A 20,394-nucleotide genomic window follows, 5' to 3' on the forward strand; every position below is an offset into this window, starting at 1 on the left:
ATCGATCCTCTCAACACGTCAGACCAAGCGTGTCTCCGGGGACTTGGTGTTCGATGGATCAGTCACCGGCAGGTCACCGAGCGCCTCATCGATACGGCCGAGCACCTCGGCGTCGAGCTTCACTCCTGAAGCAGCGACGTTCGACTCGACCTGCTCGGGACGTGAAGCCCCGACAAGGGCCGTGGCCACATTGTCGTTGGAGAGCACCCAGGCGATCGCGAGCTGCGCCATGGTCAAACCGAGGTCTGCGGCGATCGGCTCGAGCTTGGCGACAGTCGTCAAAGTGTCATCGTCGAGGTAGCGGCCGGTGATCATGTCTTTGCCGCCTTTCTCGTCGGTGGCGCGCGAACCCGCGGGTGCTGGCTGGCCGGCCTTGTACTTGCCGGTGAGCACACCCTGAGCGATCGGCGACCACACGATCTGAGAGATGCCGAGTTCCTTCGAGGTCGGAACGACCCTGGATTCGATGACGCGCCAGAGCATGTTGTACTGCGGCTGATTCGACACGAGCTGGATGCCGAGGCCCTTGGCCAGATGGTGCGCGGCGCGCAGCTGGTCGGCATTCCACTCGCTCACGCCGATGTAAAGGGCCTTGCCGGCACGCACGATATCCGCGAACGCCTGCATGGTCTCTTCCAGCGGAGTCTCGTAGTCGTAGCGATGCGCCTGGTAGAGGTCGACATAGTCTGTGCCGAGGCGCGACAGTGAACCGTTGATCGACTCCATGATGTGCTTGCGGGACAGCCCAGTGTCATTGTGGCCCTTGGGGCCGGTCGGGAAGTAGACCTTCGTGAAGATCTCCAGCGATTCGCGTCGTTGCCCTTTGAGTGCGTCGCCGAGGACCTGCTCGGCCACGGTGTTCGCGTAGACGTCGGCAGTGTCGAAAGTGGAGATGCCGGCGTCGAGGGCTGCGTGAACGCACTTCGTGGCAGTGTCGTTTTCGACTTGGGAACCGTGTGTGAGCCAGTTTCCGTAGGTGATCTCTGAAATCTTCAAGCCGCTGTTTCCAAGATATCTGTGCTCCATGTCACCAGCCTACTGCTGCGTGTCCGGGGCTGTCAGTGCTCTTCGACTATTCGGTGGGAATTGAAAGGGCCTTCGCGCGGAGTCCGACATACGTTCCCGTGATCCGGTCGTACGGAGTTCGACCATCAGCGATGAAAAGAGAAACGACATAGAGGGTCGGAATGAGGTACGCCGCGGCGGTCAGAATCCACACCCCGACCGAGACACTCCCGGCACCCTCGCCGCTGTCTGTGAGAGCGTAGACCGCCGAATGTCCGAGGAGCCAGGGCAGACCGATTTTGAACAGATTTCTGGCCAGGGTGACTCGGAAGCGGGGTGGGTTCGAATGGGCGGGCTGGGTGGTGACCTGGAGTCCCATTGCCTTCTTGCCCGGCGTGGCCGCTCCACCTCGGGACTCACGCGATGCGGCAACGGCGATGATCGGGACCACCATGACGAGTGCGCCGATCATGTTCCTCGCCAGCAATCCGCTGGGCATGACATCTGTGTGGAGGTAGAGGGGAATGCCGATGGCGGCAGTGACGCCGACCCAGACGAGGATGCAGGCCCAGTCGATGAGCCAGGCCAGAATCCTTCGCCATCCGAGCTTCATGTCTCACCACTATAGGCCTGGCGCCGCGGCCTTTGGGGGCTCGATGAGACCAAATAGGTTCGACACTCTCGGCTCGCCGAGGTGGTGGGCCGGTTCCTCGATCAGTGAGCTACCGTGATCCGCCGCTCATGGCCCGGTGACTCGAGCTCATCGATGACGGCGACTGCGAGGTCCTCCACGCTGATGCATGAACTGCCGTCGTCGGCTGTGAGCAGAGTGGTCGTTCCCCTTTGGTAGACCCCAGTCCGAGTCCCCGGTTCAAGAACTGCTGGAGGACTGAGATAGGTCCAAACCTGATTCGCATGGTTCCGGCAGACGTCGAGCTGAGCGATGCTGGCCGCAGCAATGGATCGCCATTGCAGGGGAACATACCTCGGAACATCGATGACAGCGACGCCCGGCTCATCGGGTGAGAGAAGAGGTCCGGCACCTCCCACGATCAGCAGGGGCACTCCCGCGTGGGCGCTGCAGTCCAAGACTGTCGATGACAGCCGTGCGAACTCCTCGCCCTTGTCTGCCTGCGCGCGCACCGAGAGCACAACTGCCTCGGCGCCATTGAGTGCTCTGTCGACGGCAGCGGGATCGGCGGCGTCGACCCGCATTTGGGATTCGGCACCTGTCGAGCAGGCACCCGTCGAGCAGACCCCTGGATCGAAGCGGACCCCTGGATCGAAGCGGACCCCTGGATCGAAGCGGACCAAGTTGCCTGAGTCGATGCGTTGAGCGGCACCATCTGCAGACTTCGGATTGCGTGAGGCAGCAATGACGGCATGTCTGCGGGCTCTCGCCTCGGCGACGATGCGTGAGTCGACCATCCCGGTGGCTCCGATGACGGTGATTCTCATGATGGCGATCCTTTCGATGGGTGCGTTGATCTGCTGTGAGAGCGCGGAGTCAGCTGCCCGCATGCCAGCGCCGCCAGTGCCAGCGCGAAGCCGACGATTTGGACGAGTGTGAGCGTCTCACCGGCGAAGGCCACGCCGAGGGCTGCCGCGACCAGTGGAGAGAGCAGCCCGAGCAGCGCCGTTGCCGTCACGGGCAGGGACCCGAGTCCGCGGAACCATAGTGTGTAGGCGAGCAGTCCGCCGATGACGCCCAGCCACAGGTATCCGAGACTCCCGGCCCCGTCGATAGTCTCGGGGACCCCCTCGAACAGCAGCGTCGGGACGAGGAGGACGAGCCCACCCGCAGTCAGCTGCCAGCCGGCGAACCCGACGGCGCTCAACCTCGGCGGGCGGCCCCAACGTTTGATGAGGATGACTCCGGTGCCCATCGCAGCGGCCCCGCCGATTCCCGCGAGGATGCCGATCAGATCGAAGCCGACACCAGGGCCCAGAACCACCAAGCCGACGCCCGCTACACCGACGATGCCCCAGGTCAGACGCCAGTGGGAGAGGCGCTCGCCGAGGACGACGACGGCGAGGACGGTGATGAGGATCGGCTGTGTGGCACCCAGCGTGGCGGCGACCCCGCCCGGCAGGCGCGCGGCGGCGACGAAGAGCAGTGGGAAGAAGAGTCCGATGTTCAGAGTCCCGAGCACTGCGGCCTTCCACCACCAATCGCCGCGCGGCAGGCGGCGGGCGATGAGCAGCCCGATCAGCCCCGCCGGGAGGGCGCGCATGAGTGCTGCGAACATCGGGTGGTCGGCGGGCAGGAACGCGGTCGTCACGAAATACGTGGTGCCCCAGACTGCCGGCGCCAGAGCTGTTGCCGCGGTCATCGCGATGCGTGGCCCGGATGCCGTCGAAACTGGGGGAGTGGCAGTTGTCGTTGTCATGCTTCCAGCTTCGAGGGTAATTGACCATGAGTCCAACACATAGTTTTCATTGCAACGATCGTCTGCCACGATAGATGAATGGAGTTGCAGCAGCTGCGATACGTCCTTGCCGTCGCCGAGGAGCGGAACTTCACCCGCGCGGCCGCGAAAACTCATGTCGTGCAGTCTGCACTCAGCCACCAGATCAAGGCACTCGAACACGAGTTGGGCGTTCAGCTCTTCGCCCGCACGAGCCGACGCGTCGAACTCACCGATGCCGGCGCTGCTTTCCTCCCGGCGGCGCGGGCGACCTTGGACGCGGCTGATCGCGCCATCGCCGAGGCGGTGTCCACCACCGGAGACCTGCGCGGGAGGCTGATGATCGGAGCAATCCCCACCGTGACGACCGTCGACATCACGGCGGCACTCGGTGCCTTCCACCGTGCCCATCCGAAGGTCGAGATCGGACTGACGACCGGCAGCAGCCTCGACTTCGTCGAAGCGATCCGCAGCTCGGTCATGGACGTGGCCGTCCTGGGACTGCCTGAAGAGGTCGAGCCCACCGGTGTGGCCAGCGAGGTTCTCGCCCGCGAGAAGCTCGTCGCTGTGGTCGGTCCCGGCCACCGTCTCGCAGGCCGACGACGGTTGCGCATGACAGATCTGGTCGAGGAGACCTTCGTCGACTTTCCTGCCAGTAGTCCCGGACGGGCACAGTCGGACGGGGCGTTCTTGGCCGCGGGCTTGACCCGGACGATCGCGTTCGAAGTGATGTCGACGGATGTGATGCTCGATCTCGTCGCCCAGGATCTGGCCGTTGCGCTGTTGGCACCGGACCTCGTCCCCGCTGGCTGTGGCTTGTCCGCGGTGCCGGTCATCGGCGGACCCAGCCGAGTCGAATACCTCGCGTGGAGCGCCTTCAACCCGAGCCCAGCGGCACTGGCGTTCCTCGATATCCTCAGAACCACCTCGGCGGTGGAAGAGAACCACCTGTGATCAGACAATCACGCAGTCGACGACGGCGTCCTCGACCACCTGCGCGAGACGACGAAGGCCGACCGCAGTGTCATCGCCCAGCCGAAGCGTCTGCTGCGCACCTGGAAGAACAGCGTCGAACGCGAAGTGATCGCTGACAGTAGGAAGGAATTTGCGCTCGCATTCGCGCTCGCATTCGCGCTCGCGTTTGCGCGGAAGAGCGGCTGACTGGTTCGCGCCGCCACGGGAAGAGATGCGCCGATCTCTGCCCAACGTCAGTGCCACGGACTATTCTTGGCTACAACGAGTTCTGACGACCTCAGCTCCGCGCACCCTCGAGTCCCCACCGCACCGACTCCGGCCAGCACTGACTCCGGCCAACACAGGCTCCGCCCAACACAGGCTCCGCCAAGTCCCACCTGGCACCGTCAAGCATCGCGAGAAAGACGTATCCCAATGAAGAAGTACGACTCCCAAGCGCCGTCACGGACATCGGCGGACTCCGATCGTCTCGAGGAGATCAAGGCGCTGCGCGAAGGCTTCTCCCGTTTCATGCTCAACTATCAGTTCGCCATCGACGAAGTCATGACGAAGATCAACATCCTCAAGACTGAGTTCGAGCACCTCCACGAATACAGCCCGATCGAACACGTCGACTCGCGGTTGAAGTCCCCAGAGAGCATCGTGGAGAAGATCCACCGCCGCAACATCCCCATCACGTTCGACGCCATCCGCGAGCAGCTCAACGACATCGCCGGTGTCCGTCTGGTCTGCAGCTTCATCGCCGACACCTACGCCGTGGCTGAGATGATCAAGGCCCAACGTGACATCACGATCACCGAAACCAAGGACTACATCAAGAACCCCAAACCCAACGGGTACAAGAGCCTCCACCTCATCGTCGAAGTCCCCGTGTTCCTGTCCTCATCGACGGAGACTGTGCGCGTCGAAGTCCAGATCCGGACCATCGCCATGGACTTCTGGGCCAGCCTCGAACACAAGATCTACTACAAGTTCGGCCAGGAGATCCCGTCGAACCTGCTCGACGAACTCTCAGAGGCCGCCGACATCGCCAACGACCTCGACGTGAAGATGGAACGCCTCCACAACGAAGTCCAGGTCCTCCGCCCGGGTGCAGAATCACGCAGCGCCCGAGCCGCCGGGCTGCCGACGAACTTCAGCCTGGACGACCTCTTCAACCGAGAGTGATCGCGTATGGACTTTGTGGGACTGGTGCTCGTCGGGTGCCTCGTCGGGCTGACCACCGTGCTGTTCGGATTCGGCGGTGGCTTTGTCACCGTCCCGATCATCACACTCGTCGATGCCGACCTCGGCAGCGACACCGCACGGGTGGCGGCGGCAACTTCGGCGCTGGTCATGCTCGTCAATGCCGTCGTCTCCACGATCTCGACCAAGCGCGAGACGTTGGCCCACCTCAGAGGGCGGTGGTGGCTGTTCATCCTGCTGGCGGCAGGTGGAGCGTTCGGCGCATTTTGTGCCGAATTCGCACCTAATGCGCTCTTGAAATGGGGCTTCGTCGTCTACATCGCCGTGACCGCGATCGATCTGCTGGCCCGTCCCGGCTTCTTCCGCCGAGGTGGCTCGACGGTCCGCTCAAGCGCGAAGGTTCGAGATGCAAAGGTTCGAGATGCAAAGGCGCGAGACGGTGCTGGGGTCGGGGCCGAGAAGAGCCACAGTGACGGGGGCCGGGGGATCGGCGCCCTGTTCGGATTCCCCATCGGCGGCCTCGCGTCGTTCCTCGGCGTCGGCGGCAGTGTGATGACCGTGCCGATGATGCGCCGATCGGGGGCGACAATGACCGTTGCCACCACTCTGGCCAATCCGCTGACCTTGGTGATCATGCTCCCGGCTGTGATCGTGACGATCACCGCGCATACGTCGGTGCCGGTGCCTGGCATGGTCGGCTCACTCGACCTCTACTCGGCGGCAGCGCTGCTCATCGGCGCGATCCCGCTCATCGTGCTGCTGCGTCGCCGCGTGCCCAAGATCCCGGAGATCCTCCACGCCTGGGGCTACGTCATCCTGCTCGTCACCGCCGGAGCTGTCGTCGCTGTGTCGTGATCGGAGGTGCGTGTCGTGATCGGAGTTGCGGGGCGTGAGAGCTCTGAACCAAAGCACCGAGAGAACCCTTTATCATCGACGGGCTACGTTAGAAGGTGACCTCTCGACGGCAAGTGGGCCGGAAGGCGGGCGTCACTCGTCCATGCCTCACTCGTCCATGCGTCACTCGCCCATGCGTCGCCGGCGCAGCACGTCGGGGAGTCCGAAGTAGATTGGCGGCCTGATTGCGGAACTGCCCGAATCGCGTGGGACGTCGGTCCCGCTCAGTGAGTCGGAGGCGCCGCTCAGTGTGTCGGAGGCGCTGCTTAGTGTGTCGGAGGCGCCGCCCAGAGCCCACGCACTCTCCCAGCTGATGAGCTCACCCGCGTGGCAGACCGGATCGCCGCCGCCGTAGGGCGGTTCGGCCCACAGCCACAGGTTGACCCCGAACTCCATGAGGCTGAACTTGTCCTCCGCTGCCCGTGCGGTGTTCTCCTTGACCAGCGCAGCCCGCATCCGCGCCGAGGTGGTCTCGAGTTCGACCCACCCATCTTGTCGGTGGGGGAGGAAGATCCACGTCCCCGCGGGGACGTCGGCGGGGACAACCGCCTCGGGGGTCATGATCTCGACGAAGTCGTCGGATGCGAAATTGTCGCATGACAGGGCCTCGAGCAGGGGAGCGAAGCTGGCGCGGGTCACTTCGTCCGAGGGGGAGGCGATGATGATGTGGGCAGCCTCGGCGCGGATGTCCTCGATGCTCAAACGGGTGAAGGCATTCGCCCGCATAGTCGCCAGCACCTGGATCCACTGCCCAGGAACCGGCGCTGAGACATTGAGCTGCGTCGTCTGCGGCCGCTCTTCGTCATGGCGCATGATGTGCTGCCTCCTGCCGAGGGGATAACGAATCCGTCACTTTGTTCTCGAATCTCCCTCCGCCGTCGCCGAGGGGACGTATCATCTCTGTAGTGGATCGGGACTGGCAGCAATGCCGTCGCGGTCCACGACCACGTTCAACCCCTGTGTACGACTGGATACCCACGCCTTTGTCTTCCTCCTTCCACCATGCCATGAAACGCCTCGGCAGCGGTATGGTCTTCCTCCTCATCAGCTTCCTGGTCCTCGCGCTGCTCACCGCGTGCGCTGAGGCCGACGGCGACGCGTCGTCCGACACTGGCCCGTCGACCGAGGCGGCTGCAGAATCGACAGCGCCGAGTCCGACGGCAATCTCCGCCGAAGGCCGCGATGCCAAGGACGCCGAGGCGACGGCACCTGCCGACGAGGACGCGAAGAAGGACTCGGAGAACGACCAGGGCCGGGCCGGAGGGTCCGCGCCTGGAACCGCACTGGCCATGCTCGACGAGCTGAAGGTCAAGGGGCGTGCACCGAAGACCGGATACGACGCCGACCTCTTCAAATGGCGTTCGGACGCCGACCACAACGGATGCGACACCCGCAACGACGCGCTGCGCCGCGACCTGCGCAACATCACGCTCAAAGCCGGAACCAACGGGTGCGTCGTCATCAAGGGCACGCTGAAGGACAAGTACAAGGGCGAGACCTACGCCTTCGACCGTAGCCCGAACAACATCGACATCGACCACATTGTCGCCCGCTCCAATGCCTGGCAGACCGGTGCCTCGAAGTTCGATGAGGACACCCTCAAGGAGTTCGGCAATGATCCGCTCAACCTGCTGGCCGTGAGCTCGAGCCTCAACCGGCAGAAGGGCGACGGTGACGCAGCGACCTGGCTGCCGCCGTTGAAGAGCTACCGCTGCGAGTACGTTTCTCGCCAGATCGCGATCAAGCACAAATACGATCTGTGGGTCGTCAAGGCAGAAAAATCGGCGATGGAACGCGTGCTGGCCTCGTGTGATGATCAGCCGGCGTTCGTGAAGAACGTGGCCTGGCCCGACCCGGGTGAAGGCGACAACGTGAAGACTGCGACCGAGAAGAAGAAGCCCCCGAAGTCGAGTTCGTCCACGACGAAGGGTAAATCGGGCTCGGGCAGATCGGGCTCAGGATCGACGTACTTCAAGAACTGCACCGCCGCCCGTGATGCTGGCGCCGCCCCCGTCCGCAGGGGTGACCCGGGCTATGCCTCCCACCTCGATCGGGACGGCGACGGGGTCGGCTGCGAATAGCAGGTCACCTCAGAAAGGTGGTGGATCGCCCGAATCCCAGTTCACTGCCTGGACGTTGTGTCTGTGTGCCTTTCGGTCTTCTCCTGCGATCTGTTCCTTTGAGCCCTTCATGCTCTTCAGGCTCTTCTTCTCATTCCGAGGGCACCGCTTCTTCTCTGGTTTCGTGGCCTTCGGTGTGTGCTGGGCCTTTGGTGGTTCCTGAGTTTTCGGTGGTTTCTGGGCCTTTGGTGGAGATTTCGCGACTGACTGAGACGATCGTTTGCGGGTGTCGGGAGTGACCGGGCCCGGTGGGTCCCCCTCCTGCCCGAGGCGTTTCATCGCTCGAGCATGTTCAGCATTGATCGGGTGATCCGGTGGGGCCACATCAGTGACCAGCCCGTGGGAAAACACGTATTCGACAGAGCCCTCCGTTGTTTTCCTCACCGCAAACTTCTTTTCGGTTTTTCGCATGTGGTGCGGCTTGCACAGGGGGTGGAGGTTCAGGAATGTGGTCAATCCGCCTCGAGCGGGATGATCGTGGTCGAAGGGAATCAAGTGATCGACCTCGGAAGTCTCCGCCCGTCGGGTACAGCCTGGGACAGTGCATGATTGCCACTTCGCAATCAATGGCAGACGCAGGCTGGTCGGAATCCGATATGTTGTGGCCTTCGCGTCAATCGGAGTGCCAGTTGCCGGGTCGGTGAGGATTCGAGTCCACGTTGAACAGTGTCCGGCGATTCGGCGCGCGGTTTCAGCGGGGATCGGAGATCCGTCGGAGAACACCCCCGGCAGTTCTGCGTCGCTGATCAAAGACAGCACGGGCACCGTGGTGATCATCCTCGCCTGGTTCTCAAACCACTGTCCGTGGGTGGGCATCTCCAAGGACACGTCCATCGTCAGCTCTTTGTGGGCGGACTCGCCGTCCGCTTCATTTTCTGCGCGGGCCCGGTCGGCGGCAGAATGAATCGCTGCCGTGACTCCGATCGCTGAGGTCGACTTCTCTTCTGGCACGCCGATCGGAATTTCCGTGGTCGTCGTAGTGCCTGTGGCCGAGTCTTTGACGGTGACCTGGATGCTCAGTTGTGGACGAGTGCGGGTGCTGATGTCGAACATCAGTGCATCGATGCGACGGTCTTCGATCATTTCGACATCGGCATCAAGCTCGACGGTGAAAGCAGAGATATCGCCTGCTCGGATGGCGCGGGCAAACGCCTCGAGACGCAGATAATAGGCCTTCAGCTCTGGGGCTGGCCCCGACAGAGTCAAGCTTGCTGTCCCGTCAGGGTAGGTTGCGATATCAACTCGGCGACGTTTGCTGGCTTCTTCCAGTCGATCATCGGGAGGTGTCAGGGTCGCCGTTTTCATGCCCAAGGACTTCTTGAATGTTTCGACGGTGATGTCCGCTCGGCGAGTTGCCAAGTACTCGTCCATTGCGGGGAAATGCTCGAAGTGCAGGTCACGACAGATCCTTGTCGCGGCGATGACATGTTCGATGGTGAACTCGCCGGCAAGGCACCGCTGTTGGAACCGGGGAAGGCCGTGGGCGAGCATTGTCGCATTCGTGATCTTCGTATATGTGTGGCCGATGGTCGAACCGAGCACCGTGGCGAGTTCGGCTACGTCCTCCGATTCGGCGAGAGCTTGGACCCAGCCATAGAACGACTGCTCGAGTCGAAACCGCGGAAATATCGGCAGAGGAAGGCGCGGTGCGTCTTGAGAATCACTTTCGACCGGTGAGCCCGAGGAATTCGGCTCTTCGGAACCGTGTGAGTCTGTGGCGTCGACCCGGGGGATGTAGGGAATGCCCTCTTCAGCTGCCTGCGCCTCAAGAAACCTCGCAACAGTGTCGGTGAACGTCGCATGACGGTAGTTCCCACTGCTGCCTTCGTCGTCGACATATCTGAGTCGTTGAATGGCCTCAGCCAAGAAGATGTTTGCGACTGCATCGAGTTCGACTAACTGTGTCGCAGTGCTCAGTGCAGTGACGCTGAGAAGTGCGGCGTGTGGTGATTTCGGGTCGATATCGAGGCGGCGAGGTGAATCGAGTCCGATCGAAGGCGGGCGGATGGTATTGCCAGACTGCCCGGTGTCCGGAGCGCCGGTGCAGGGTGGTGTGCCTGGACCGATTGGAGTACTCGGGTTCTTCATTGACCTCACCTTCCCTTCACGCCGGTGTGAGTGCTTTCCTCCATTCTACTCGCATTGAGGATCAATGAATGTAACAATTCGGGCATCAATCGAACACTGATGCAGTCAGAATTTCTTTATCGAGACAATTGCCGTTCATTTGCGGGCGGTCGATCTCAGGTGGTTGCCAGCAGGGGGATCTCACGTGGTTCCCAACGGAAAGTCCTCAGGTGGTTCCCAACGGAAAGTCCTCACGTGGTTCCCAGCGAGAAGACCTCAGCTGGTTTCCAGCGGGAAGACGAGCAGGCTGCTAGAGGCTGTTGCCACGGTCTTGCCCTTGTTGTCGACGACTTCGCCTTCGGAGAAGACCACGCGGCGACCAGGCTTGACGACCCGACCGGTGCAGCGCAGGGGGCCGCTGTCGGAGGTGACCGGGCGCAGGTAGCTGACCTTGAGTTCGATCGAGGTGTAGCCGGAGCCTGCGGGCAGGGTGGAGTGGGCCGCGCAGCCGAGGGCTGAATCGAGCAACGTGCAGACCAGTCCGCCGTGGACCATGCCGATCGGGTTGTAGTGCGATTCGTCCGGATTGCACTCGAAGGTGACCGTGCCGTTGTCGACCTCGACGAGTTTCATACCGAAGTGGGCACCGATGGGCGCCCCGGGGAACTCGCCGCTCGCCATCTTCTTGAGGAAGTCGACGCCATCCAACGTCGGCAGGTGAGACAGGCCCTCCGCAGGGTCGGTCCAGGTGACTGTCGTCTCGTGTGTCTTCGCGTCAGTGTTCATCTCAGTTGGATCCCTTCGGCAGTGGCACATTCTGGAGGCGGAGCTGGCCACGGGCCAGGACCTTGTTCGATGACGAATCGGAGATGACGACCTGCCACAGCTGCTGGGTCCGCCCCTGGTGCAGTGCGGTCGCTTCGACGGAGACGCGGGCTGCGCTGGTCGGGCGGAGGAAGTCGGTGGCATTGTGGACGCCGACAGCGAATTCGCCCTTGTCGAACACCGCGTGGCTGGCGCCGACACTGCCCGCGCTCTCGACGAGGGTCGTATAGACGCCGCCGTGGATGACGCCCCAGGGGGTGTGGTGGTCCTCGTCCAGATCGGCGTGACCGCGTACCTCGGTGTTCGTGACCTCGTCGACGATGAAGCCCGAGGCGGCGACGAAGCGGCTGGCCCCGTCGAGTGAGACATCTGGAGTCGAAGCAGTGGGCATAGTTGTGGTTTCCCTTCACGCTAGCTAAGTATTTGTAAGCTAGCTTACAATGGTTCCACAGGTCAATTGCCGGACTGCGGCAGGGCAGGGGAGCGGAATGAACATGGAGCGAGTGGAGTGAATATGGAGTGGCTCGAATTCGACACCGCTGGCTGCTCGATCCAGCGAACCCTCGACATCATCGGGGAGAAATGGACGATACTCATCCTGCGTGAGGCATTCAACGGAGTGCGCCGTTTCGACCAGATCCGTGACCACGTTGGCGTCTCCGACCCGGTTCTCTCCGATCGTCTGCGCAAGCTGATCGCCTCCGGGGTACTTGAGGCCAGGCCCTATCGTGAGCCAGGGAAGCGGGCGCGCAAGGAATACCGGCTGACGGAGAAGGGCCTCGACCTCTACCCGGTGATGATCTCGCTGCTGCGCTGGGGTGACGAACATTGCGCGGGACCGGGCGGCCCGCCCATCGACGTCAGGCATCGTGACTGCGGTGAACCGGTCGCGGCGGTCGTCCAATGCGCGGCGGGCCATACGCTTGCCTCGCCGCGGGAGAGCGAAACGCGTCCCCTGACGAGAACACCGTGACACTGACGAGAACACCGTGACACAGGCGGAAACACCGTGACACAGGTGAGAACACCGTGACACAGGTGAGAACACCGTGACACTGACGAGATCACGGTGACGCTTACGAGAACACCGTGATCCCGAAGATCACGAACACGACGAGGTGGGCGGCGCCGTGAACTGCCGTGACCTTCTTCGCGGCGAACGTCGTCACCGACAGCAGCAGGGTGACGGCGAAGAGGAGCAGGTTCGCCGGCGACTCCGCCAGTACGATCTGCTGGTCAGTGAGCGAGCCGATGACGAGGACGGTCGGAATCGTCAGCCCGACCGTCGACACCTGGGCACCGTGGCACAGGTTGCTCACTCGCTGAATCTCTCCCTGCCAAGCTGCACGCACTGAGGTGATCGTCTCCGGGAGAAAGACGATGAGGGCGATGACGATTCCCGACAAGGCAACAGGGGCGCCGAGGCGACTCAGACCGTCATCGAGCAGCGTCGCCATATCGTGGGAGAGCAGGACGATCGGAATCACCGTGACGACGAGGAGCACGAGACGCAGGGCGATCTCGACGCGGTGGGTGCGGATCACCTCGACGATTCCCTGCCGTTCGCGGTCAGGGTCGGCCGCCTCGGTGCTGGTGGCGTTCGCGACGGTGACGTCGATGTTGGATGGGGACGGTGCGGCCGCCTCGGCGGGGGGTCGGGTCAGCCGTGGATCGACCTCACGGAAGTCATCGGCTTGGGCGCCCATCTGGCGAAAGAGGAAGAAGGCGTAGATGCCGATTGTGACGATGACGATCGGGATCTCCTGCCACGCCTGGTAGCTGCCGTTCGTGCCGATGAGTGCCGGCAGGGCGAAGGCGATCGCGGCGAGGACGATGATGAGCGAAAGATAGGTCGACGTGCCGGTGCGGTTATGGGCGAGACTGCCGTGTCGCAGCCCCGCCACCAGCAGGCATAGTCCGATCACGGCGTTGAGGATGATCATCGACACGGCCATGACGGAGTCGCGGGCGATCGTGGCATGCTCGCCGGGTCCGAGGAGGACGGCGGTGATGAGGACGACCTCGATGAGCACGATCGACAGTGTGAGCACGAGTGACCCATAGGGGTCGCCGAGACGGCGAGCGAGATGCTCGGCTTCGTGTACGACGCCGAATGCGCAGATGAGGATGACTGCGACGATGAGCGCGGTGATGAGCAGTGGTGCCGGAACCGGGGGAGCCAGCAATGGACCGGCGGCGAGGAGGGCGGCGAATGCGCCCCAGCCGAGGACGAGGCGGACGATCGCGGTGGGAGTGAGGATGCTGCGGACGGTGGCAGACATTGAAAAAGTCCTGCTTCTTTGAGGCCGTCCTCATCGTGACTGATCGCATTCGGGTCGTCCCGGGCGTTTATTGCATCTGCTACTCAGTCCCATGGTATCGAGAGTGCTCTGGCCTGGGCAAACGATTGGTCGTGAAGTTATCCGACGCCAATCCTGTGCGCGGTCGTTAGGGCCTCTCAGCCAGGACGTGAGAAGCATTTGAAGTTCGCAATACGTGAGCGTGAACGTCTGGGGCTATCAGCAGCAATTGCAAGGTCATAGGCGTTGCGGAGCGCGACTTCGAAGTGTGCAATGTCGTGCATCAAGGCTTGTCCCGCTTCGACATTCCACTCATAGAGGGCCAGGGCACGCACGCGGTTTCCGCAACACTCATCCAGGTAGCGTTGGAAGCGCTCCGCGCCGAGCCCGGAATCGATCCACTGGTCCGACGAGACTCAGACAAACAGCCCGGATCGATCCGTGAGCTTAAGCAGGGGAGAGGAAGGTGGCTATCCGTTCCAGGGTCTCAGCTGCCAGAGAGTAGTACGACCAGACCCCGCGCTTCTCCCGGTGGAGAACTCCGGCGTCGACGAGGATCTTCAGGTGGTGGGAGACCGTCGGCTGGCCGAGTCCGACCGGATCGATGAGATCGCACGCGCACGTCTCGCTTCCGTTGTTGGCAGCAACCAGGGAAACCAACCGCAGGCGCGTCGGATCGGCGAGTGCCTTGAGGGTGCGCGCGAACTCCTGGGCTTCGGTGGCATCCAGCGGCTCGGCAGTCAGTGTGGTGCAGCAGCTCGCCGAGGCGGGTGCGGGCAATGTCTGTTCAGTGGTCACCCGTCCATTATGCCCATACATTGACAGTTGTCGATATGTAGTGGTTGGATTCATATCGATACCCATCGATGTTTGAGGTCCAGAGAGCTCAGTCGTCGCAGACTCAATCCGTACCTTCCGTACAACCCGTGCAAGGAGTTCGATGAGCACCACAGGAACTGAGCGCGCCGGGGAACCGGCCCAGGCCAAACTGTCGACCCTCGACCGTTTCCTGCCGGTGTGGATCATCGCAGCGATGGTGCTCGGCCTGCTGCTTGGCCGCCTCGTGCCGGGACTTGGTGCGGCGTTGGACTCGATCAAGATCGCCGACGTGTCGCTGCCGATTGCTCTGGGGCTGCTGGTGATGATGTACCCGGTGCTGGCCAAGGTCCGCTACAACGAGACCGGCCGGGTGCTCGCCGATAAGAAGCTGATGATCACCTCCCTGCTCATCAACTGGCTGGCAGCACCAGCATTCATGTTCGCCCTCGCCTGGCTCTTCCTGCCCGACCTTCCCGAATATCGGACGGGACTGATCATCGTCGGCCTCGCCCGCTGCATCGCCATGGTCCTCATCTGGAACGACCTCGCCTGCGGTGACCGCGAAGCCGCAGCTGTCCTCGTCGCGATCAATTCGGTATTCCAGGTCCTCGCCTTCGGTCTCCTCGGCTGGTTCTACCTGCAGTGGCTGCCGAATCTGCTGGGACTGCCGACGACCAGCGGCGAATTCTCCTTCTGGGCGATCACCCTCAGCGTCCTCGTCTTCCTCGGCATACCGCTCTTGGCCGGCTTCCTCACCCGCACCATCGGTGAGAAGACTAAGGGCCGAACCTGGTACGAAGACCGATTCCTGCCCAAGATCGGGCCCTTCGCGCTCTACGGACTGCTGTTCACCATCGTCCTGCTCTTCGCTCTCCAGGGTGATGAGATCACCTCGAATCCATTGAATGTCGCCCGCATCGCGCTGCCGCTGCTCATCTACTTCATTGTCGTCTTCGCCGTCGGCATGATCGTGGGACGTGCCCTGCACCTCGGCTACGAGAAGACGACCACGCTTGCGTTCACCGCTGCCGGAAACAACTTCGAACTCGCCATCGCCGTGGCCATCGGCACCTACGGAGTCGCCTCCGGGCAGGCTCTTGCCGGTGTCGTCGGCCCCCTCATCGAGGTCCCCATCCTCGTCGCCCTCGTCTACGTGGCCCTGTGGTCACGACGCCGCTTCTTCCCCGAATTCGCCGGAGGCCAGATGGCCCCGAACCGACAGGAGTCGCACTCATGACCTCAACCGAAATGAAACCCACCGTCCTCTTCGTCTGCGTGCACAACGCCGGCCGGTCACAGATGGCTGCCGGTTTCCTCCGCGAGCTCGGGGCCGATCGAGTTGAGGTCCGCTCCGCTGGCAGCGAGCCGAGGGACATGATCAACCCGACCGCCGCCGAGGCGATGGCTGAGGTCGGCATCGACATCACCGACCAGCAGCCGAAGATTCTCACCCCGGACACGGTGAAGACCTCGGATGTGGTGATCACCATGGGCTGCGGCGATGCCTGCCCCATCTTCCCCGGCAAACGCTACGAAGACTGGGAACTCGACGACCCGGCAGGTCAGGGAATCGAGACCGTGCGCATCATCCGCGACGACATTCGCGCTCGAATTAAGGCTCTGCTGAACAGCCTGGAGGATGCATCATGACTGAGTCCACGCCGCTGGCTGAACTTCCGGTTGTCATCATCGGTGCTGGCCCTGTCGGGCTTGCCGCCGCAGCGCACGTCGTCGCTCGCGATATGGAGCCGCTCATCTTCGAAGCTGGTTCGAGGCCTGCCGCGGCGGTGAGTCAGTGGGGCCACATCGGTCTCTTCTCACCATGGAAGTACAACATCGACCAGGCCGCCCGCGCCCTACTCGATCCGACAGGATGGGTCGAGCCCAATGGCGACTACCTGCCGACCGGGGCTGAACTCGTGGCCGAGTACCTCGCACCCTTGGCCGCGACGCCACAACTGAGCAACACGATTCGCACTCAGACACGAGTCATCGCAGTCAGCCGCGTAGGCAAAGATCGCACGCGGACCCCGGGCCGTGGTGATACTCCGTTCCTCGTTCGCACCCAGAACGTACAAGGGGAGATCGAAGACCACCTCGCACGCGCCGTCATCGACACCTCCGGCACCTGGGAAAGCCCGAACCCTCTCGGCCAAGCAGGACTGCCAGCCATCGGGGAACCAGCGGCCCGAGAAGCTGGGCTCGTCACCTCGCCGTTGCCCGACGTCCTCGGCCGAGATCGAGCACAGTTCGCTGGCCGGCACGCACTTGTCGTCGGGGCCGGCCACTCGGCAGCCAATACTCTGCTGGCACTGGGGGAGCTCCGCGAGGCTGAACCGTCCACTCGCATCAGCTGGGCCATTCGCGGAACTGATCCTGCCAGTGTCTACGGCGGTGGCGACCAAGACGGGTTGCCCGCACGTGGGGCGCTGGGCACGCGACTGCGCAACCTCGTTGAGGCCGGAGCCATCGAGGTTCACACCTCGACGACCATTACGGAACTGCGCATCGCGGCGCAGACGAACTCTGACTTCAGCACCACCTCGGCGACGGATATCCCAAGCGCACTCACGATCACCGGGACCACCTCGGCGGGCGCTGCCTCGCTCGACGCGGACCTGGTCGTTCCGACCACAGGTTTCCGGCCAGACCTCAGCTTCCTGCGCGAGATTCGACTCGATCTCGACTCGATCGTCGAGGCGCCTACGGGTCTTGGGCCACTGATCGACCCGGAGCACCACAGCTGCGGAACCGTCGCACCACACGGCGCTCGCCTCCTGTCCCACCCAGAGAAGGATTTCTACATCGCAGGGATGAAGTCCTACGGGCGAGCGCCCACATTCCTCATGGCTACCGGCTACGAGCAGGTTCGTTCGATCGTCGCCGCCATCGCCGGTGACCAGGCGGCCGCCGATAAGGTCGAGCTCGTGCTTCCGGAGACCGGAGTCTGCTCGGCTGACATCGGTTCCTCGTGCGACGTTCCATCGGCTGCCTCTGTGGCTGACGATGATGGCGGATGCTGCGGACCAGCGCCGGTGGGCGAGGCTGAACCTGCGGCTGAAGGCTCCGGCTGCTGCGGCTCGACCCCGCAACCGGTCACACTGGGCATTCCCACCGGGCTGGAACACGGTCGCGGCGCACACCAGGATGCACGATGAACTCACCGGGAGACACGATGAAAACACCACCTCACGTCCTCTTCGTCTGTGTGAAGAACGGCGGAAAATCACAGATGGCCGCCGGCCTCATGAACAACATCGCCGGCGACTCGGTCGATGTCGCCTCCGGCGGCACCAAGCCCGGCACCTCGCTCAATCAGCTTTCGGTGGATTCTCTGGCCGAATTGGGCATCGACATCAGCGAAGGAAGCCCGAAGCCGGTCACCCCAGCCGATCTGGAAGCAGCCGATGTCGTCGTCACCTTGGGGCGAGAAGCGAAAGTGCATGCGCCCGACGGAACCAGGCTCGAGACCTGGGACACCGACGAACCTTCTGAGCGCGGCATTGACGGAATCGAGCGCATGCGTTTGGTCCGCGATGACATCAGCGAACGCGTCAAGGACCTGCTGAGCCGCCTGCAGTCATAGCTCAGCTCTGCCCTGCCTTCTGCGCACCGGTGACGGCCGAGCTGCCCAGGTCTCCCTTCGGCAGAGGCTCCTGAGCACTGAGCGCTTGGCTCCAGGCATCAGTCGTCGCCACGGCGGCCCAGTTCGAATGCAGAACCGCCATCAGGGTTGTATGCACGGTCTTGGCATCGGCGAAGCCGGCATCATTGGCGATGTTGATAGCACCGGTCGCGTCCGAGAGCACTTCCGTGGTGAAGCCAAGCACCTCGGCACTCGCCGCTGAGGAGAGGATGCAGTTGTTCGTCATGTACCCGACCAGCGTCACGGTGTCGACGTCTTTCTCGCGCAGCCATGATTCCAGGTCGGTGTCGGCATAGACGGAGCCGTACTCCTTGACCACTGACTTCCAGGAATCAGTCTGGCGCTGTGCGACCTCGGGGTGGAGTGCGAAACCGGGCTCGTTCGGATTGAACACGGGCGCCTCAGTGCCCATGGTGTGCTGAATGACGGCGACGGGGATGTCCGCGGCAACCGCGGCGTCGATGGCCGCAGTGATCTTCGGCAGTGACTGGTCATGGCTCGGGTACTGGATCTCCAGCGGGCCGTCGAAGTACTGCTGCTGCACATCGACGAGGACAAGGGCACGGCGCGCGGTAGGCATAGCGAAGCTCCAAAGTTGTGATGAGTGAAGAAGTGGCGCGAATCCGCGGCACATCTCCAGTGTGCAAGAGCCGACCGAGGGCTGCCAGCAGCATAAATGCTCATCTACGATGGAATTACGCCAAACTGATTCCAGCCAATCAGTAAGCAGTCATCGGGAGGAGCCTGCCGTGCGCATCGCCATCTACGCCTTCACCGGCATCACCATGTTCCACCTGTCCGTGCCGCAGATGGTCTTCGATGAGGTTGCCCGCCAAGGCCTCGCCACGTGGGAGACGATTCTGTTCTCCGACGACGCCGAGCCGATCACGACGGCGGAGGGATACCAGATCACCGGGGTGAGTGGGCCGGAAGCGGCATCCGGCGCCGAGGTGGTCGTGGTCCCGTCCTGGTACGACGATGGTCGCCCGGCTGGGCAACCCCTGCGAGAGCTGCTGGTTGCCAGCCATGACCGGGGTGCTTCCATTGCCGGACTGTGCCTGGGCACGTTCCCCATCGCGGATGCTGGTCTGCTCGCCGGCCGCAAGGCGGTGACGCACTGGCAAGGGTTCGACCAGCTCACGGCTCGGCATCCGGATCTGGAGATCGATGATTCGGTTCTCTACATCGATCACGGCGATGTCATCACCTCGGCTGGCACCGCCTCGGCGCTGGATGCCTGTCTGCACATGGTCCGGACTCGACTGGGTGCCGCCGCGGCCAACCAGGTGGCGCGCAGTCTGGTCATTGCTCCGCATCGCGACGGTGGGCAGGCGCAGTACATCCAGCGACCATTGCCTGAGCGTGCCGATGATGATTCGATCTCGGCGGTGCTCGATTGGGCGGCGCACCACCTGGACGAAGACCTGTCGGTCGAGAGATTGGCCGAGGTCGCACATATGAGCCTGCGGACCTTCATCCGCACCTTTCGGGCATCGACTGGGGCGACACCTGCTTCATGGGTGCGGATGCGCCGCCTCGATGAGGCCAGGCGGGCACTGGAGGCTACGAGCCTGTCGATCGATCAGATCGCCGTGAATTGCGGCTTCGGCAGCGTGGTCACGCTGCGGCAGAACTTCGCTGCCGCGTTCAATGTCACGCCGTCGGAGTATCGACGTCGCTTCGAAGCGCAGCCGTCTTCCCCTTGAATAGGAACCGGTCGACGCTGAAGCGGCCCGGACCCGTGGCAGCCAGCAGCAGAGCGCCTGCGGCCAGAGCGGCGACAAGTTCCCAGCCGCCCTGATCGACGAACGGCACAGGGGTGAGGTGGACGATGACCAATGCGCCGATGAGGTTGGCGGCCAGCAGGATGCCGACGATGGGAGTCAGAGCGCCGAGGATGAGCAGCGCTCCGCCGATGAGCTCGACGAAGGTCGCGAACGGTGCCGCAATGTCTGGCAGCGGCACACCCATCTGAGCGAAGGACTGCGAGGTACCCGAGACGGTCCACTCATTGAACTTCTGCCAGCCGTGGGCGATGAAGATGACGCCGAGGGTGATCCGGGCGAAGACGGTGATGATGTCGCGGGCGATGGTCGGGAATCCAGTCGTGGCGTACACAGCGATCTCCAAAGTTGGTTGAAATTGCAACT

General features: G+C 63.0%; 23 protein-coding genes. 10 read left to right on the forward strand and 13 right to left on the reverse strand.

Translation table 11 applies throughout. The annotated features are described in order from the left end of the window. Nucleotides 1–18: 18 nt before the first annotated feature. The 4 genes from MPN20_RS02575 to MPN20_RS02590 all read right to left on the reverse strand — a co-directional run bounded on the left by MPN20_RS02575 (nt 19) and on the right by MPN20_RS02590 (nt 3,395). A complete protein-coding gene (locus tag MPN20_RS02575) occupies nt 19–1,026 on the reverse strand; it encodes an aldo/keto reductase family protein (RefSeq protein WP_242779169.1) in 1,008 nt (335 codons plus the stop codon). 46 nt (nt 1,027–1,072) lie between these two features. Continuing rightward, nucleotides 1,073–1,618 carry an RDD family protein gene (locus tag MPN20_RS02580; protein ID WP_242779172.1) on the reverse strand — a complete coding sequence of 182 codons (546 nt, stop codon included), beginning with the start codon at nt 1,616–1,618 and terminating at the stop codon, nt 1,073–1,075. 101 nt (nt 1,619–1,719) lie between these two features. Beyond that, a complete protein-coding gene (locus MPN20_RS02585) occupies nt 1,720–2,463 on the reverse strand; it encodes an NAD(P)H-binding protein (RefSeq protein ID WP_242779175.1) in 744 nt (247 codons plus the stop codon). After that, nucleotides 2,460–3,395, reverse strand: coding sequence for an EamA family transporter (locus MPN20_RS02590; RefSeq protein ID WP_242779178.1), 936 nt, complete (start codon nt 3,393–3,395; stop codon nt 2,460–2,462). Before MPN20_RS02590 ends, MPN20_RS02585 begins: the two co-directional genes overlap by 4 nt. 78 nt (nt 3,396–3,473) lie before the next feature. On the opposite strand from MPN20_RS02590, the gene MPN20_RS02595 reads away from it, so the two are divergent. Continuing rightward, nucleotides 3,474–4,367, forward strand: a complete 894-nt coding sequence (locus tag MPN20_RS02595; protein ID WP_242779180.1) for a LysR family transcriptional regulator — start codon at nt 3,474–3,476, stop codon at nt 4,365–4,367. On the opposite strand, the gene MPN20_RS02600 is transcribed toward MPN20_RS02595, so the two are convergent. After that, a complete protein-coding gene (locus MPN20_RS02600) occupies nt 4,368–4,631 on the reverse strand; it encodes a hypothetical protein (protein ID WP_242779183.1) in 264 nt (87 codons plus the stop codon). It abuts the gene before it with no gap. A gap of 171 nt (nt 4,632–4,802) precedes the next feature. On the opposite strand from MPN20_RS02600, the gene MPN20_RS02605 reads away from it, so the two are divergent. Both MPN20_RS02605 and MPN20_RS02610 read left to right on the forward strand, forming a co-directional pair. After that, on the forward strand, nt 4,803–5,555 hold the full coding sequence (locus MPN20_RS02605) for a GTP pyrophosphokinase family protein (protein WP_242779185.1): 753 nt from the start codon (nt 4,803–4,805) through the stop codon (nt 5,553–5,555). Between the two features lie 6 nt (nt 5,556–5,561). Further along, a complete protein-coding gene (locus MPN20_RS02610; protein WP_242779188.1) occupies nt 5,562–6,428 on the forward strand; it encodes a sulfite exporter TauE/SafE family protein in 867 nt (288 codons plus the stop codon). 162 nt (nt 6,429–6,590) lie between these two features. On the opposite strand, the gene MPN20_RS02615 is transcribed toward MPN20_RS02610, so the two are convergent. Next, nucleotides 6,591–7,280 carry a hypothetical protein gene (locus MPN20_RS02615; RefSeq protein WP_242779191.1) on the reverse strand — a complete coding sequence of 230 codons (690 nt, stop codon included), beginning with the start codon at nt 7,278–7,280 and terminating at the stop codon, nt 6,591–6,593. A gap of 194 nt (nt 7,281–7,474) precedes the next feature. Here MPN20_RS02615 and MPN20_RS02620 point away from each other — a divergent pair, with 194 nt between their 5' ends. Beyond that, nucleotides 7,475–8,548, forward strand: a complete 1,074-nt coding sequence (locus tag MPN20_RS02620; RefSeq protein WP_242779194.1) for a DUF1524 domain-containing protein — start codon at nt 7,475–7,477, stop codon at nt 8,546–8,548. A 9-nt stretch (nt 8,549–8,557) separates the two neighbouring features. Here the strand turns inward: MPN20_RS02620 and MPN20_RS02625 are convergent, their stop codons facing one another. From MPN20_RS02625 to MPN20_RS02635, 3 genes are all read right to left on the reverse strand, one after another. Next, a complete protein-coding gene (locus MPN20_RS02625) occupies nt 8,558–10,675 on the reverse strand; it encodes a hypothetical protein (protein ID WP_242779196.1) in 2,118 nt (705 codons plus the stop codon). Nucleotides 10,676–10,930: 255 nt separating this feature from the next. Next, nucleotides 10,931–11,440, reverse strand: coding sequence for a PaaI family thioesterase (locus MPN20_RS02630; protein WP_242779199.1), 510 nt, complete (start codon nt 11,438–11,440; stop codon nt 10,931–10,933). Nucleotide 11,441: 1 nt separating this feature from the next. Further along, complete coding sequence (locus MPN20_RS02635; RefSeq protein ID WP_242779202.1) at nt 11,442–11,870, reverse strand: PaaI family thioesterase; 429 nt, start codon at nt 11,868–11,870, stop codon at nt 11,442–11,444. A 123-nt stretch (nt 11,871–11,993) separates the two neighbouring features. Between MPN20_RS02635 and MPN20_RS02640 the strand changes: the two genes are divergently transcribed. Next, the gene (locus MPN20_RS02640) at nt 11,994–12,452 is read left to right on the forward strand and encodes a helix-turn-helix domain-containing protein (protein WP_242779205.1); all 459 of its coding nucleotides are present in this window, start codon (nt 11,994–11,996) and stop codon (nt 12,450–12,452) included. A 103-nt stretch (nt 12,453–12,555) separates the two neighbouring features. Here MPN20_RS02640 and MPN20_RS02645 read toward each other — a convergent pair whose 3' ends face one another. Both MPN20_RS02645 and MPN20_RS02650 read right to left on the reverse strand, forming a co-directional pair. Continuing rightward, on the reverse strand, nt 12,556–13,761 hold the full coding sequence (locus MPN20_RS02645; protein WP_242779208.1) for a calcium:proton antiporter: 1,206 nt from the start codon (nt 13,759–13,761) through the stop codon (nt 12,556–12,558). A gap of 465 nt (nt 13,762–14,226) precedes the next feature. Continuing rightward, the gene (locus MPN20_RS02650; RefSeq protein WP_242779211.1) at nt 14,227–14,577 is read right to left on the reverse strand and encodes a metalloregulator ArsR/SmtB family transcription factor; all 351 of its coding nucleotides are present in this window, start codon (nt 14,575–14,577) and stop codon (nt 14,227–14,229) included. Between the two features lie 142 nt (nt 14,578–14,719). Between MPN20_RS02650 and arsB the strand changes: the two genes are divergently transcribed. From arsB to MPN20_RS02670, 4 genes are read left to right on the forward strand one after another with little or no spacing between them, the layout of a single operon-like run. Continuing rightward, nucleotides 14,720–15,835 carry an ACR3 family arsenite efflux transporter gene (arsB, locus tag MPN20_RS02655; RefSeq protein WP_242779213.1) on the forward strand — a complete coding sequence of 372 codons (1,116 nt, stop codon included), beginning with the start codon at nt 14,720–14,722 and terminating at the stop codon, nt 15,833–15,835. Continuing rightward, a complete protein-coding gene (locus MPN20_RS02660; RefSeq protein ID WP_096146391.1) occupies nt 15,832–16,248 on the forward strand; it encodes an arsenate reductase ArsC in 417 nt (138 codons plus the stop codon). The genes arsB and MPN20_RS02660 overlap by 4 nt, the downstream gene beginning before the upstream one ends. Beyond that, nucleotides 16,245–17,756 (forward strand): NAD(P)-binding protein, encoded by a 1,512-nt coding sequence (locus MPN20_RS02665; protein WP_125188200.1) that lies wholly within the window; start codon nt 16,245–16,247, stop codon nt 17,754–17,756. Before MPN20_RS02660 ends, MPN20_RS02665 begins: the two co-directional genes overlap by 4 nt. Nucleotides 17,757–17,773: 17 nt before the next feature. Further along, nucleotides 17,774–18,184 carry a low molecular weight phosphatase family protein gene (locus tag MPN20_RS02670; RefSeq protein ID WP_083248953.1) on the forward strand — a complete coding sequence of 137 codons (411 nt, stop codon included), beginning with the start codon at nt 17,774–17,776 and terminating at the stop codon, nt 18,182–18,184. Nucleotide 18,185: 1 nt separating this feature from the next. On the opposite strand, the gene MPN20_RS02675 is transcribed toward MPN20_RS02670, so the two are convergent. Next, nucleotides 18,186–18,824, reverse strand: coding sequence for an isochorismatase family protein (locus MPN20_RS02675; RefSeq protein WP_009884879.1), 639 nt, complete (start codon nt 18,822–18,824; stop codon nt 18,186–18,188). A gap of 169 nt (nt 18,825–18,993) precedes the next feature. On the opposite strand from MPN20_RS02675, the gene MPN20_RS02680 reads away from it, so the two are divergent. Further along, nucleotides 18,994–19,950 carry a helix-turn-helix domain-containing protein gene (locus MPN20_RS02680; protein WP_069600797.1) on the forward strand — a complete coding sequence of 319 codons (957 nt, stop codon included), beginning with the start codon at nt 18,994–18,996 and terminating at the stop codon, nt 19,948–19,950. On the opposite strand, the gene MPN20_RS02685 is transcribed toward MPN20_RS02680, so the two are convergent. Beyond that, nucleotides 19,898–20,362 (reverse strand): DoxX family protein, encoded by a 465-nt coding sequence (locus MPN20_RS02685; protein WP_009884881.1) that lies wholly within the window; start codon nt 20,360–20,362, stop codon nt 19,898–19,900. The two genes, MPN20_RS02680 and MPN20_RS02685, sit on opposite strands and share 53 nt — an antisense overlap. Nucleotides 20,363–20,394 lie beyond the last annotated feature (32 nt).

This window comes from Brevibacterium sp. ZH18 (assembly GCF_022748595.1).
In the GTDB taxonomy this organism is placed as follows: domain Bacteria; phylum Actinomycetota; class Actinomycetes; order Actinomycetales; family Brevibacteriaceae; genus Brevibacterium.